At 62.6% G+C, this 14,456-nt stretch carries 12 protein-coding genes; 4 read left to right on the top strand and 8 right to left on the bottom strand.

Translation table 11 applies throughout. The features are described from left to right. Positions 1–31: 31 nt before the first annotated feature. Complete coding sequence (locus tag BB934_RS26775; RefSeq protein WP_162299196.1) at positions 32–394, top strand: hypothetical protein; 363 nt, start codon at positions 32–34, stop codon at positions 392–394. 656 nt (positions 395–1,050) lie between these two features. On the opposite strand, the gene BB934_RS26770 is transcribed toward BB934_RS26775, so the two are convergent. The 7 genes from BB934_RS26770 to BB934_RS26740 all read right to left on the bottom strand — a co-directional run bounded on the left by BB934_RS26770 (position 1,051) and on the right by BB934_RS26740 (position 6,310). Continuing rightward, positions 1,051–1,302, bottom strand: coding sequence for a response regulator transcription factor (locus BB934_RS26770; protein ID WP_237050113.1), 252 nt, complete (start codon positions 1,300–1,302; stop codon positions 1,051–1,053). Between the two features lie 179 nt (positions 1,303–1,481). After that, positions 1,482–2,501 (bottom strand): hypothetical protein, encoded by a 1,020-nt coding sequence (locus BB934_RS26765; protein WP_099512392.1) that lies wholly within the window; start codon positions 2,499–2,501, stop codon positions 1,482–1,484. Then, positions 2,498–3,583: a hypothetical protein gene (locus BB934_RS26760; protein ID WP_099512391.1), complete on the bottom strand. Its 1,086-nt coding sequence runs from the start codon at positions 3,581–3,583 to the stop codon at positions 2,498–2,500. Before BB934_RS26760 ends, BB934_RS26765 begins: the two co-directional genes overlap by 4 nt. 11 nt (positions 3,584–3,594) lie before the next feature. Next, the gene (locus BB934_RS26755) at positions 3,595–3,822 is read right to left on the bottom strand and encodes a DUF6634 family protein (protein ID WP_099512390.1); all 228 of its coding nucleotides are present in this window, start codon (positions 3,820–3,822) and stop codon (positions 3,595–3,597) included. Positions 3,823–3,853: 31 nt separating this feature from the next. Further along, on the bottom strand, positions 3,854–5,374 hold the full coding sequence (locus BB934_RS26750) for an AAA family ATPase (protein WP_157934335.1): 1,521 nt from the start codon (positions 5,372–5,374) through the stop codon (positions 3,854–3,856). A 175-nt stretch (positions 5,375–5,549) separates the two neighbouring features. Beyond that, complete coding sequence (locus BB934_RS26745; RefSeq protein WP_099512388.1) at positions 5,550–5,813, bottom strand: hypothetical protein; 264 nt, start codon at positions 5,811–5,813, stop codon at positions 5,550–5,552. Positions 5,814–5,980: 167 nt separating this feature from the next. Continuing rightward, a complete protein-coding gene (locus BB934_RS26740) occupies positions 5,981–6,310 on the bottom strand; it encodes a DUF6634 family protein (protein WP_099512387.1) in 330 nt (109 codons plus the stop codon). A 643-nt stretch (positions 6,311–6,953) separates the two neighbouring features. On the opposite strand from BB934_RS26740, the gene BB934_RS26730 reads away from it, so the two are divergent. Further along, on the top strand, positions 6,954–7,232 hold the full coding sequence (locus BB934_RS26730; RefSeq protein ID WP_099512385.1) for a helix-turn-helix domain-containing protein: 279 nt from the start codon (positions 6,954–6,956) through the stop codon (positions 7,230–7,232). 488 nt (positions 7,233–7,720) lie between these two features. On the opposite strand, the gene BB934_RS26725 is transcribed toward BB934_RS26730, so the two are convergent. After that, positions 7,721–8,071 (bottom strand): hypothetical protein, encoded by a 351-nt coding sequence (locus BB934_RS26725; RefSeq protein ID WP_099512384.1) that lies wholly within the window; start codon positions 8,069–8,071, stop codon positions 7,721–7,723. A gap of 97 nt (positions 8,072–8,168) precedes the next feature. Here BB934_RS26725 and BB934_RS26720 point away from each other — a divergent pair, with 97 nt between their 5' ends. Both BB934_RS26720 and BB934_RS26715 read left to right on the top strand, forming a co-directional pair. Beyond that, complete coding sequence (locus tag BB934_RS26720) at positions 8,169–10,844, top strand: RecB family exonuclease (protein ID WP_099512383.1); 2,676 nt, start codon at positions 8,169–8,171, stop codon at positions 10,842–10,844. Between the two features lie 11 nt (positions 10,845–10,855). Next, positions 10,856–14,047, top strand: coding sequence for a UvrD-helicase domain-containing protein (locus tag BB934_RS26715; RefSeq protein ID WP_099512382.1), 3,192 nt, complete (start codon positions 10,856–10,858; stop codon positions 14,045–14,047). Positions 14,048–14,456: the final 409 nt, after the last annotated feature.

Here is a 14,456-nt window from a genome sequence, read left to right as displayed (position 1 = left end):
CCGCGCACCACGCATGACGCAGGACCGCATTGTGGGCATTGTCGCCATAATTGATGGCTGGAAGGGACGACTGACATGGGAAGCCCTATGCGATGTCGTCGACCGTGAGATCGGTGGGCGATATACGCGGCAGGCGTTGGACAATTATACCGAGATCAAGGCAGCTTATGAGAATTACAATAAGGCACCGATCCTGTCCGGAGACGACAAGCCTCTGAGTCGGACGCAAACGAAGATCCGAAGGCTTGAGCGGAAAGTTGCGGAGTTGGAAGCTATCCGCGATTTATTATTGGAGAAGTTCGTCCGCTGGGCAGTCAACGCCAGTTCGCGGAACCTCGACGAGAAGTTTCTCGATACCCCCCTTCGACCTATCGATCGTTCAGATAACCGCTGATGACGCAGAAGTCATTCCTTGAAGTGAGTGAAGACAATCATGCCAAGTTGGTTGAGTTCATTGATCCTCTGCGAACGGCGAGGCTCCCGCTTTTGGTACGACGTGGCAATGTAAACAAGACAGCCATCGCCAGAGCCTGTGGATTCGATTGGGAAGTCTTCCAACCGAACCCGCGCTTGACTCGGACACTTGCTGCTGCCGTACAAGAAATTGGAATCGATATCCCGAGGTTGAGGCACCTGCGCCCCGTGATAGCGGCGACAACTCTACGATTATGCGCCTTGAGCAGCGCTTGGCTGCCGCCCGAAGCGAGAACCAAGAATTGAGGCGACGCATATGCGGTACGAGTCGGTCGTAGATCATATGACAGGATCAGGTCGGAGGGTCATCCCATGAGCGTCGACTTCGATCGCCTGCCTGGCCTAGGACATTCAAACGGCCGCCACATCGTTCGGGTTCTCGCAGGGCGTCCTGAATTTGCAGGTAGCGGACCAGTAACGGCACGGAGAATGTGGGAGACGTTCGGCGAAGATATCTATGGAATTCTCGACGAGGGCCGAGTCGACCGTCTTTCGGAAGTATTGCCTCAATCACAGGCTGAGATCGTCCACGATGCATGGGGAAACCAGAAGGCGATCACCGAAGCAATCGCATTCTTAAATCGGAATGGTTTGGGAACCGATTTGGCTCGCAAGGCGGTGGAGCTTTGGGGTGAGCAAGCTATCGCCAAACTCCGGCAAGGCATAGTCGAGGACCACGACGTCGGGCGGGGTGGCCAGGGCCCGGTCGATGGCTTCCTTGCCGTCCCGGGCCTCGCCGACCACCTCCCAGCCCTCATGTCCCTCCAGGATGGCCCGGACGCCGGAGCGGACCACGTCGTGATCGTCGGCGATCAGGATGCGCGTCATGGCGAGACTTCCTCCGGCGACCCGGTGCCTGCGGCGGTTCCGGTGAGCCCGAGTCCCGAGGCAGGATACACCTCCGGGCAGTCGGACCCACCTGTGCAAAACCCTGTACAAAATCCAGATCTTCCCGTGATGGATCATCTACCACGGGACCAAGGAAGCGGCACGGTCCTAAGGCGCCATCATTCCGCACCATGGCTCCTCGCGAGATCAAGAACAGCCTCCCGCCACCCCGCACGCAGGGCTTGCCAAGGGGTGTCTCCGCCCAGCACGCTGGCTGGTGTCAGGAACCATTCCAGTCGCATCCAGGAAGACCTGATCGGCATGACGGAGAGGATCTTGCGCACGTCCAAGACTGTCGTCGGGTTCTTCAACTGAAACGCCGGGTAGACCGCACGGCCGTCCATGTCGACGGCGATCAGGTCGCCCCCTTCCGTATACCGCCGCAACTCTGGAAGGCTCATGCCGAGCCAGTCAGCCACGAAATCCTCTTCCAACACGCCGCCAGCCTGTCGGATCAGCCACTGCTTGCGCTCGGCGGCATCACAATGCTGAGTTGCATTATCGCGGTACCTCTGCCGCAGCAGCACCTTCGGTGGCGCTTCTCCGCTCAGGAACCTTACGATCGCCCGGCCGTGCCACAGGGCAGTGTCGACGGATGACTCAAAACGCTCCGGCCGAGGATGGTCTGACAGCGGCACGAATGCGTCATCGGTGGCTAGCGCGGCGAGCCAGCCGAGCGCTGCCCAAGCGAGCGTGAGATCCACCAGTGTCGGCTCTGGTGACGTCTCGGCGGACGCTGCGAGGGCTGTTGCCGCATTGCATGCGAGCGTGATCATACTCGCACGCTGCCCGAGGGCTGCCTGGTAGACCGTGCACCGCAGCCGCCCCTCACGATCTTCTTCGGCCAGTGCGAGCATCAGCATGTCAATGCGCTGGGCCAGCTTTGCACCGACAACATCGGAGTCTTCCAAGTTGTTGAGCAGCCCCTGAAATGGGAGGAGCGCCCGGCGCTCAGGTGGGTTGAGCCGCTCAAGGCGGGCGATCTCGCCCTTGACCCACTCAAGGACGTCCTCACGGATGCTGTCCTCAAAGAAGGGCATGAGGCGCAGCAGTTCGTCGGCAGACGGGATCGCCCGTCCGGCTAGAATGTGGCCCTGGCGGGTGTTGTAGGCACGGATTTCAGCCATTCGGTCTGTCATGGACCACTCCTCGTCGGAGGCATACGCATGAAATCGACAAGCATCTGCCCGTAGTGTCTTGCGGTATCTTCCGGCGCGTCGCAACAGATGGGTTTCGGTTGCTCCACCAGCGCGAGCTCATCTACCGCCAGCTCGGCGAGCCAGCCCAGCGCCGTGGCGATCAGTTGATAGTCGGATTCCGATGGAGATCCGGCCTTGGCTGAAACCAGGGCCAGTGAGACTGCCGTGCTCGCCATGTCGACCTGCGCCCATCTCACCCCGAGAGCCGCCCGGTAGTAGCTGCACCGAAGCCACCCCTCGCGATAGTCCCTGGGGAACGTGAACAGCAGACGTTCAATAATTGGACGGAAATCCCACTGGGTTGACGCTTCGTTGCTTGCTGCCTTCCGCAAGCGCCGAGCCTGATGGATGATAGACGCTTCGTAGTCGTCCCAATCATCGCGTCTGTACACGTCGCGTTCGATGCCGCCTAACAAGCGTCCGGCGTAGTGGCGCATGTCCTCGTGGAGGCTACCCTTGAAGAACGGCATTCCACGCAAAAGTTCGATGGCTTCGGGCCATGCCTTCCCGGCGAGAATGTCCTTCATGCGCCCCGGATGATCATTCGCTTGTGGCATGATGGAAATCGGGTGTCGGTCGAGGCTATCGGCTCCCACGCGTGCGGCTTGACCACCAGGAAGCTTGCCAGCATTCACATCAGCCGATGCTCCGAGAGTCCGCCGGTGTTCCTCACCCATCGGCGGCTGTGCCGTGAGTTGACTCCAATACGCCCAGCAACGGAGGTGATCGGCCGGCGCCCAAGGCGGCAGGGTTTCGATCACCTGGAGGACAAGTTCGGCCAAGTCCTCGTCGGTCTTGAGGCTGTCCCTCGCGCTGTCCCGCAACCATCGGAGAGCGACCAGGTATCTTGAGCGGTCCCAGCCTGAGTCCTGCTCCTCCGGCTTTTGCCGCACCTTGGATTCCACCCAGATGCTCATGTCCTCGCGGATGCTGTCCTTGTGGAAAGGAAACCCGGCTTCCAGTTCGGCAGCGCTCGGGAACCCCCGTCCCGCCCGAATATCCTTGTGGCGTTTGCCGCTCATGGAGCCTTCCTTCACGACACCGAGGTCTGATCTTCGTCGATCGCCTCGTAAGGTCGGCCGAGGCGATACCAACGCGATAGCGTGCGAGCACATGAAAACTCCTCAGACATGATCCAGAGGTCGGACGTGCGGATCACGCGCCCAGTTCCTGGGAGCAGGGGATGCCCCGAGGCTGCGCCGATCAGGCAGGTCATCGGGATTTCCACCGTGCTCCAGAAACCTGTGACTGGGCCATACATCTCGTCCTCCCAATGCGCGTCATAACTGAGGTCAGTGCCTCACGCCCCTACTCGCCAGAATGACCTCGATTACCCTTCGCAATTTGCGCAGTGAACCACCCGGCCATACTTTGGTGACGGCTTCCAGTTCGATCTCGTCGAGCGGGCTGATCCAGCGATGATCCAATCCTTGATCAGCAAGGAGTTCCGCGAGGATCTGACGGCTGAGGACTGCGAGATGATCCTGTCCGGCCTCTGGAAACGGAATGACCCGGCAGCGGTCCCGAAGCGGGGCCGAAAGTCCCTCGAGAGAGTTGGCTGTCATCAGCCATGTGACATGGGAAAGGTCACACGGCGCCTGTACATAAGGATCGTGAAAGCGGGACGCCGTCTCCCGCTCCAGGAATGCGAGAAGTGCGTCATGAGCCTGACCGTTGTGGCGGGAGGTCCCGACCTTCTCGATCTCGTCCAAGATCGCACCGGGTCCTGCCGCCTTGTAGCGGGTGATGAGGGCAACCGGGAGGGACGGTTCGCCGGTCGACCATCGACGGGGAGTGCCAGCGAAGGCGCCATCCGAAACCCCACCGCATGGAATCATGTCGTGAGGCAGATTGAGAACCTTCAGGAGGCGGGTCGCGAACCGGGACTTGCCGCATCCCGGAGTGCCCACAAGGATGGTCGGGCGGATCTGGACATGGGATCGGAGCGCGACGTCCCAGAGGACGGTATCGATTACTTCCGTCGCATACGGGAACTCCGCTTTCAACATTGCGCGTGCCGCCTTGAGGTCAGGTACTGGAACCAGGGGCAAGGCCTTGCCGGCGAGCCCGTCGAGTTCCTTCGCGACCTTCTTCCCTTCCCCCGTATTCGCGTTGCCGACTTGGCTGAAAATGACCACTGAGGACACTACGGCAGATCCCGGGTACCCCGTCGGGGTTGAGACGCTCGGGGTGTTCGCGGTTTCGCTCGCCGGCAGCCTTCCGTTTGCGGTCTCCTCGTCAGCGATTGCGGCGAGCAGTGCCTCCTGAGTCTGGTGTTCCACAAACTCGACGAGCAATCCCCCATAGTGGTCAACCATGATCGCTGGCTCGGCCCGGCATGCTGTCCGGATCTCCCGCCCGAGATAGGCGTACTCAGGATCAGATGTTGCGAAGAAGAGCCAGCCTAGTGCGGCCTTCATCATTGCAAGGGCCGTCACCGGCTCCTTTGAGTACGACTGCATCGCAATGGCCATCAGGATGGCATCGCGGGCGAGTGCGAACGCGGCGCGATGATCACCAAGGTATGCGAGATAGATCCGGCACCGCAGTCGCCAGGACCGGACACTGTCTGGAAGACTGGCTGTAGCCTCCTCAAGGACGCCCTTGAGCGCTCTGAGCTCTTCGACGCCGGGACTGACGGTGAGTTGCTCCAAGCAGTTGACGACCGCGGCGAAGTGGATGCGCTCCGCCTTCTTTCGGAGCCTGGGCATCAACCGCTCGGCAAAAGCCTGCATGTCCTGCCGGATGTCGCCAGCAAGGAACGGCATTCCCTCGAGGAGTTCTTGTTCCGTCGGCAGGTGAAGGCCTGCCAAGGCGGCTTTCCGCCTCCGCTCAAAATGCTTTCGATCGCGATCTTGACTGCGGCCAGGATCTTGGGGTGGCATGTCTGCTGGCATAGGAAATCCTGCTGATCACGACGTGCTGATAAGGCCCAGCGGACTTCCGAGGCGGTACCAGCCCGCGAGGCCCCTTACCCAACCTTGCTGTTCAGCGAAGATCCGGCATCTCCCTGAGGGTTTCGTCCTTTGGAAGGAACAGATCGTCAGTCAAGTCGGCCGTGATGCTCAGGCATGGCGTGGATTTGATCTCGATGCTCCAATTGTTGAGGATAGGAGCCTCAGCCAACTCCTGGGCAGTGGGTCCACGCCCATCCTGAATTGCTCGGAGAACCGCGCTAAGGTGTTCGAGGCCGTCGATCAGTCGGGCAACGTTGTCTCGGCCCAGGATCCGATCCTTGAGGATTACGAACATCAAGTCCCTCCTATGCTCTGAAGCGGCGTCTGCCGACAAAGATGTGCGGGTCGGCTGACGGCGCAGCCGTGCAGTGGGTTGACTCATCGAGAAGATAGAACAGGGCCTCGTACGCGGAGATGAGTGGCTCCCTGCGAAGCGGGCGCATCCGTCCTACCTTTCGCGTGTTAATCTTGGCGCCTCTCCGGTGACCCGAGGCGGTACCAGCGCTCAAGCGTCAGTGCCCAGCCACGTGGCTCGGCTAGGACCCAAAGATCCGTTGAACAGAAGCCGAGATACTTCCCTGGCAGGTTGCTCGCCACACGCCCGAACAAGACTTTTGCGGGTAAGTATTCCGTAGCCCAGTTTTCAATGACTGGGGCGTTGGCGAGATCGTCCTCGGTCGGACCGGCGCCTGCGTGGATCGCCCTCAGGTTCGTGGCGAGACGCTCGAGACGATCGGCTGTCAGTAGCATTTGATCAGTGTCAGTGAATTCATTGCCCTCGATTTCGAACATTCGAAGTCTCCTATTCGACAGGGTTGTTCTGGACGCGGAGCGATCTTCATCCGTCACACGTGGGATGTGCGCTCGTCAGACCTGCTCGAGGGCGATTTGCAAACTTGCCGCCTCTGTCCCGGATCGGCAGCAGGATTCGAGCCTTGGTGCCGGCCAGCATGAGCATGGTCGTGCGAATCCTTTTGCAGAGCATGTCGACGATGACGGGGAAGCATTCGGGGCTTCTCAGGACGAGGAGCCGGGTTTGAGCGGGGACGAGTTCTGCGTCATCCGCCAAGATCGAAGCCGTGTTGAACGGCACTTTCCGGACGTTCCTCAGGGCTGGCGCCCGCCCAGGAGGGAGAACCCGTATACGGAGAGGGTGAAGTTCCATCTCGCGTGCCCCAGCCTCGAGCAGGACGCTTGAGGTGTTTCGCGATCCACCTCCTTTTGAACCTCCAAGTGCCAGCACGTCCATCTTGTCCTCCCGCTCCGACGTGGAAAGACCTCCTGATTCGCTGAAGGTTAACCCGACCCAAGGCTCGGATCCATCGCAATGAACGGTAAAGTGACAAAAAAATGCACATCGAATGATAATATTGTCATGTAGCTACGCAATTGTTGACAAGCTGGTATTCCTAGCGCGTGCGTGCAAATTCGCGCCATGGAACTTTTTCCCGACCTTCTGAGAGCCGCTCGCCTGACGCTTGGGCTGACGCAGGACGAGTTGGCCGAAGCCGCAGGAATCAGCACTCGCTCCCTGATGAGGTTTGAACTCGGTCGGGAGGACATGACGATACGTACCCACAAGGCCATTAGGCAGGCGCTTGAAGCGCGGGGCGTCGTCTTCCTAAAGGAGGAAGGCGGGCTCGGTCCTGGTTTCCGAATTCCGCCCAATCATCCGCGCGTGCCTCGGCGCTCGCGGAGCAAGAGGAGGCCATAGAATACCACTGGCGCGCATAATCTCGAGCGCTACCATCCTCACGATGCAGGATTCGATGCCAATCCAAGCGCTGTAGCAAAGCCGCACGCTTGGCACGATTCCTCGCGATCTCATCGAAGGAATCGACCTTCTCCGGCAGACCTCCCGCGATGCTGCCGTGTGCCAAACCAATCCGGCAACTCCAGTCAGGTGACGGGACTAAATAAAATCACGAGGTCTGATCAACGGGCTCGTAACGCCGCCGCAGGGGTGCAGGCAGTGTCCGGAGGCTCTTCCACTCCACCGCTCGACCGGAATTGTCTGGTCGGCGATGACGATATTGCTTGGCAGGCCCATTGTGCTCATCCGGTCCACACCGAGAGGAGAGGTGTTCAGTTTCTTCAGAAGACTGAGGAGTGTGGCGAGGGCCTACGCCTTCCTAAGCACCCAAACTGACCTTTTCCGCGCCTTAATGTATCTTCCGCAGCCACGGGCTGGAGACGCCACGCTCAACGCCGGCGTCTTCCCGTCAGAAGCGTAAGCTCCACGCACTTCAGGAAGGAAGCGTCATCGACGCAGTAGGCGAGCGGGGATTTGCCGCCGAGCACGTGCTGCGGGTTCCTCAGGTACACGGTGAGGCGATCTTCCTGAAACACCCGCGCGGCCGCTGCCTCAAGCTTGTCCCGGGCGACCGGGACCTGCCGCCGATCCCGGCATTGGCAGTGGTCGCCCACCCATCGCTTCCGGCGCCGAGATAGCTGCGGGCACCGCTCGACGCGTCCGTCCTCCTCGCGTTGGTCTTGCGCCCTCCTGGCGCATTCCCGCTCCTCGTTCTCGCGCCGCCTGTGGTCAAGCGCCATAGGATTTATCCCCGCTATCCACTGCCCGTTCCCCTTGCAGGTCGACAGCAACGGGGCGCTAATCGCAACCTTAGCTGTTTTTCCCCTGGGGATTGCGATGCACATCGTCTTCGGCATGGTGGCGGATGGATTCGCCTACCCTGACTTCCCGGGGGACGGTCCCGGGTGCCTCAACGGCTGCATCGTCGGCCCGCTCGGCTTCCTGGAAATCCTCGAGACCAAGCTGGGTCTGGGCGGTCCTCCCGTGACCCCCGTGGTGCGAATCACTGCGTGGCAGAAGAAGCTGCAAGAAGCGGGCAAGACCGGGAAGCGGTTCTGGGCCGCGTCGCTGGCCGCCGACCCCTTCTCCACGGCCCGTCTCATCCTGTCCTGGCGCGATGCTCTCGTCGAAGGCGGATGGAGGCCGGGAGTCCTCGCCAACGCCCCTGCCCGGCTTTCCGACCTTGCCGCCGCCGAGGCTGCCGGCAGTCCGATGCCGTCCGGTCGTGCGGACCGCCTCCGGGCGGTGATCGCCCGGCTCGAGGCCGGGGACAAGGCGGGGATCGACAGGCTGGAGACGGTGGAGGCTTCCGACGAGCTGCCGCCGGGATGGCTCAGGCTGACCGAACTTTTGTCGGCTGGCGGAACCGACGTGCGCCAGAAGGTGGTCCAGGCTCCGGTGGAGGCATCGTCGGACCTCGGTCGTCTCCACGTCTTCCTCAAGCAGGGAACGCGGGCAGAGCTCGACGGAGACGACACCGTCGTCGAGATGGAGGCATCGACCGAGCTATCGGCGGCCGAGTCCGTCGCGGAATGGATCGCGTCCGATACCGAAGCCGGGGTCGGCAAGACGCTCGTCATTGCCCAGACGGGCAGCACGGCGCTGCTCGACCTCGCCCTTGCAAGGCTAGGTCAACCCGTCCTCGGGGTCTCGGCCGCATCTCCCTTCCGCGGCGCCTTGCAGGTCCTGACGCTTGCGTTCGCGACCGTCTGGAAGCCGTTCGATGCGGAGCGGTTTCTCGACCTTCTCACCCTTCCTAACCCGCCCGTGAGATGGGCGCCCGGACAATTCCTGGCACGGGCCGTCTCGAGACAGCCAGGAATCGACGGGCCGGAATGGAAGCGTGCGTGGGAGAACATCGAGAAGTGGGTTCTAGCCGAGACCGAGGATGACAAGCGGAAGGCGACGAAGCTCCTCGGGGAGCTTCGGGCTTGGTCCGACGTGGCCCGGTTCGAGCACACGATGCCTGCGATCGATGCCAAGGGCATCACGGACCGCGTTCGGACGTGGGCGAACACGATGGCAGGTGCCGAGCGGGATCCGCTCCTGATGTGCGTCGTCGGCGCGGCGAAGGCGCTGTCAGAGGCCCTGACCAAGCTCGACGAGACTCCGGTTTCCCGTCGCCAGATCGAGCAGATGATCGACTCGGCCATCGCCGAAGGGCTGGGCAACCCGGCCCACAAGCCGGAGGCATCACACCTCCGTGCCGTCAGCCACCCGGGAGCGATCTGCGGCCCGGTCCGGCGGGTCGTCTGGTGGAACTTCGCGGGCCATGAACCCGCCTCCCCTCCGTTCCCATGGTACCGGGTCGAACTCGAAGCCTTGGAGTCCGCAGGCTGCTGCCCGGAGAAGCCGTCGAATGCGGCCCGGCGCATGACCGCCTACTGGAGCAACGCCGCACTGGCGGCGAGCCACGGCATCCTGTTGGTGCGGCCAGCCGTGATCGCAGGCACCGAAGCCGGGAGCCATCCCTTCTCGCATCTGTTGGCACCCCTTTTCGAGGAAGGCGGAAAGAGGGAGCGGATCACGATCAGGGCGGAGGATGTCCATGAGCGGGAGACGATCCCCGTTGCGGCCAGGACCATCACCCGTCGCCAGGACGTTGCGAAAAGCCTTCCCGAGGCGCGCGAGTCGTGGCCACTCCCCGCCATTGCCGACATCCTTGCGGAGAAGGTCGAAAGCCCGACCTCGCTGGAGACGCTTGCGACCTGCCACCTCAAGTGGCTTCTCTCGCACGTGGCAGACTTGGGCGCGGGGCGGATCCGCAGCATACCGGATGCGAACCGCCTGTTCGGCAACATCGCCCACGCGATCGCCCAAGAGGTGTTCGTGCCGGGCCCGGTTGCGTCTGGATCGCAGGCGAAGAAACTTGCGGAGCAGATTTTCGATCGGGTGGTCCAGCAGATCGCCGCGCCTCTCCTCAAGCCTGGCGGCGCTGGCGACCTCGCATTCGCAAGGGAGCGCATACCACGTGCCCTGGGTACACTCGCGGAACTCCTGACGACGGACGGATGGGAGATCGTCGGGACCGAGATGGAAGTCACGCACGACTTCGGCAACGGACTGAAGGTGAAGGGCTACACCGATCTTCGCGTCCGCCATCCCGTGCACGAGACGGGAGTCATCGACCTCAAGTGGTCGAGACGGGACAAGCGGCGCCGGGACGAGGTCAAGAAAGGCCGTGCCGTGCAGATCTCCACTTACGGACACGCCGTGGAGCCGGGCAAGTCCCTGCCGGCCGCGTACTTCATGCTCGCTCAGGGATCGATGCTGGCCGAGCAGGCGTCGCCTCTCGCGAAGGATCCCGTGAAGGCGGACAGGAACCTCAAGGATACTTGGGATGCCGTCGTCGGCATGCATCGGTCCTGGAGCGACTTGGCGGCGTCGGGAACGGCAGCGGCCTCTGGGATCAAGGGCGCCCCATTGCCTCCCGGTCTCGTCATGGTCCCGCCGAAGACCCCCTGCGAGTACTGCGAGTACGGCAGTCTCTGCCGAATCCAACAAGCCAATTGAGGAACCGTTTCATGACAGGGCGCGTCGACACGACCATCGCATCGGCAGGAACGGGCAAGACCACGGAACTGGTGAGCCTCATCGGTGAGGACATCAAGACCGTCGAGCCTGAGCGGATTCTCGCGACCACTTTCACGGTCAAGGCAGCCGACGAGCTGATCGAGCGGGCCCGTGCGCGCCTCGTGGATGAAGGCCGCGGCCCGGAAGCCGTAAGGCTCCTGAGCGCGATGATCGGCACCATCAACGGCGTCTGCGGCAGGATCGTGAGCGAGTTCGCGATCGATCTGGGTCGGTCGCCCACGAACCAGGTCATCCCGGCCGAGGAGAGGGACGAACTGCTCCAGCTCGCGGCCGACCCGGTGTTTGCGAGGCATGCGCCGAAGATCCTCGGACTGTGGGAGGCGCTCGCACTCGGAGAACTCAAGGAGAAGGGCGACTGGCGCAAGCACGTGGCTTGCATCGTCGAGAAGGCGGACGAGAACGGCATCGCCGCGGCCGACCTGAAGGTGTCCGCCCGGAAGTCGATCGAGGGGCTGGCCGAGTTCATGCCCGTACCGTCAGACGCCGAGAACCCGTCGACGTGGGACGGCGACCTTCGCGATGCCATCGGCGAGGCGATCAGGCGGGCCGATGGGGTGGCGCTGACCGCGAGCATGGGCGCGAAGTCCTTGGAGGAAATTGAAAGGCTGAACGGTAAGCTGTCGCGGGGAGAATCCCTGAGCTGGCCGGACTGGGGAAGGGCCATGAAGCTGAAGGTCGGCAAGAAGGCCGATGAGGTCATGGTCTTCGCCGACGTGCTGAGGGCCGCTTCAGTCGCCGCGCGCCATCCTCGCCTCAGGGCGGACATGGAGGCCTACATCGAGGCCGTATTCGCATGCGCGGCCGACGTGATGACGGCCTACGAGGCCTACAAGCGCGAGCACGGACTCATCGACTTCTCAGACCAACTCTGCCTGGCCCTCGAGATTCTCCGCCGTCAGGAGTTCGAGGACAGGCTGCGCGAGCGCATCGGAAGCGTCTACATCGACGAGGTGCAGGACTCGAGCCCGATCCAGGTGGCGCTGTTCCTCGAGCTGGCCCGCATCGCACCGAAGAGCCGTTGGGTCGGCGATCCGAAGCAGGCCATCTACGGCTTCCGCGCGACGGACACCACCCTCACCCTCAACGCCTCCCTCGGGATCGCGGCTGAGACCGGCGGCAAGCCCGGCGTCCTGGCGGAGTCGTTCCGCAGCCGGCCGGGCATCGTCAGCCTCGTCAACGACATGTTCGTTCCCGCCTTCGTGCGAATGGGACTCCCCGAAAAGGAAAGCAGCTACGAGAAGGTGCGGCGGAAGGCGGACCCGGCGGTCGATACTCCTCTCTCGGTCTGGCATTTCGAGGGGCGCTATCCCAAGAACCAGGCGGGGGCGCTGGCTGTTGCGGTTGCCGACATGCTGGCGAACCGGGCACCCTGGCCAGTAGGTGCCGGCCCGAACCTGTCCAGGCCTCTCGTGCCCGGCGACATCGCCGTCCTGTGCCGTGACAACGCTGACGTATACCGCGTGGCTTCGGCCCTGGCCGATGCCGGAATCCGCGTCGCGGCGGAGCAGAGGGGATTGTTCCAGGCGGAGGAGGTCGAGCTTGCCCTTGCCGCGCTCCGGTGGACTGCCGATCACACCAACCAGCTCGCGCTCGCCGGGATCGCCCGCCTTCTGGGCGGAACGGAGGAGCCGACCGCGTGGCTCTATTCCGTTCTCGCGGAAGGAGACGACGAACTTGAGAAGCTCGTTCCGTTCGCTTCCGATCTGAGGCAGATCAGGAAGCGCCAGTTGCAGCTCACGCCGAGCGAGATCCTCGACGAGGTGCTCGTCGCCGCCGGGGTGGCAGGGCATTCCTGCCGTTGGGGGAACACCACCGACAGGCTCGACTGCCTCGAGAAGATGAGGGGTCTGGCCCGCAAGTACGAGGAAACGTGCCGCAACACGGGGGCGCCCGCGACCCTGTCCGGACTGGCGACGGCCATCGAGGACGACATGGCGACCCGTCCCCGGTCGCGCGACCGGAACTCGGTGAACGTGCTCACCTACCACAAGTCAAAGGGTCTCGAGTGGTCGATCGTGATCTGTACGGACCTCGATTCGGAGCCGAAGACGTGGCCCGTCCTCATGCCGACCACGGCCGTCGACGGCGAGGTGGACTGGCAGAAGCCGATGGAGAACCGTTGGATCCGGTTCTGGCCCTACCCGTTCGGACTGAACAAGGACGGTGTGGACATCGACGTCCGTTGGCGCAACTCGGAGACGGGACGCAAGGCAATCAAGGAGGCCGATGAGGAAGCCGTCCGGCTGCTCTACGTCGGCGTGACCCGCGCGCGGGACCACGTGGTGCTCTGCACCGCAGGCAAGGGCAACGTGGACTGGCTCGACCGCCTCGCGGCTGACCCCGTGACGCCTCACGTGATCCTGCCGACCGCTTCCGGCCGCCCTCTCGTGGCGAACGGGAAGTACCATGCCGTCAGGTTCGTGTCGTGGGTTGAGGGCGAGCCGGTCGACGTATCGCCGGAGGCACCGTTCATCGCCCTTCCGCGAACGATGGCCGTGCACGATCCGCTGAGGATCCGTCCCAGCGATGTGGCCTCCGATGAAGGCACGTATACCTTCACGCATGCGAATCTGTACGGCGAGATCCCGATCTCCGGCAATCCGGAAATGGATGATCTCGGGTCGGCCATGCACGCCATCTTCGCCGTGGACGACCGCGGACGGGATATGAAGGCGCGGATCGAGACCGCGAAGACCATCCTCGCCCGATGGGGTGTCACGGGTGTCCTCCCGGAGGAGGTGATCGCTGCGGCAGACCGCTTCTGGAAGCATCTCGACGAGCGGTTCCCGACGGGCAAGGTGATGCGTGAGGTTCCCGTCCATGCCTACGACGGGCTTCAGGTGATCTCTGGCCGGATCGACCTCCTCGTCGAGGGTCCCGACGACGAGGATTGGTTCGTCGTCTTCGACCACAAGAGCTTTCCGGGAAGACCCGACAAGTGGGATGGCCACGCCCGGAAGCATGCGCCGCAGCTCGGGAAGTACGCCAAGGCCGTGGAGACCGCGATCGGTGGCAGGAAGCGCTGCATCGGATGCTTCGTCCACATGCCCGTCCGTGGTGTGGTTATCGGCGTTCAAGCGATGAATGCGGAGACCGGGGAGCAGGTGGCGACTATCGCGTGAGGAGGGGCGGCGCTTGACGGGCCGCCCTCAAGAGGTGTGTCCCGACGATTGAGGCGGTCATCGGTATCCCTGACGAAGCCAGCGCTGTCTTGGGCAGTACATCGTTGATCAGGGGGTGCCCGTGCATGGGCATGATCACCCGGCCGCAAGATGGTGGCTCTTCTGGGATTGCAATTGAAATCGTGACCAATGGACATTCCTCGAAGGGCGATTCAGGTGATCCCCGGAGCGTCTAATAAGGGCTATCGCCAAAACCGGAGGCAGCTAAACGATCCTGCCGCACTATAACAGTAATCGCACCACATATCAGGATGCGAGACCAATGAGCAATACAAGCACGCGTGCGCCAACGCGCTAAGCTCTTATAAATGGTGAACGCATTCCGGCGAAAATCATACTGCAAAGTGAG

The sequence above is a fragment of the Microvirga ossetica genome (assembly GCF_002741015.1).
Classification (GTDB): domain Bacteria; phylum Pseudomonadota; class Alphaproteobacteria; order Rhizobiales; family Beijerinckiaceae; genus Microvirga; species Microvirga ossetica.
This window is presented reverse-complemented; position numbering and strand designations above follow the sequence as displayed.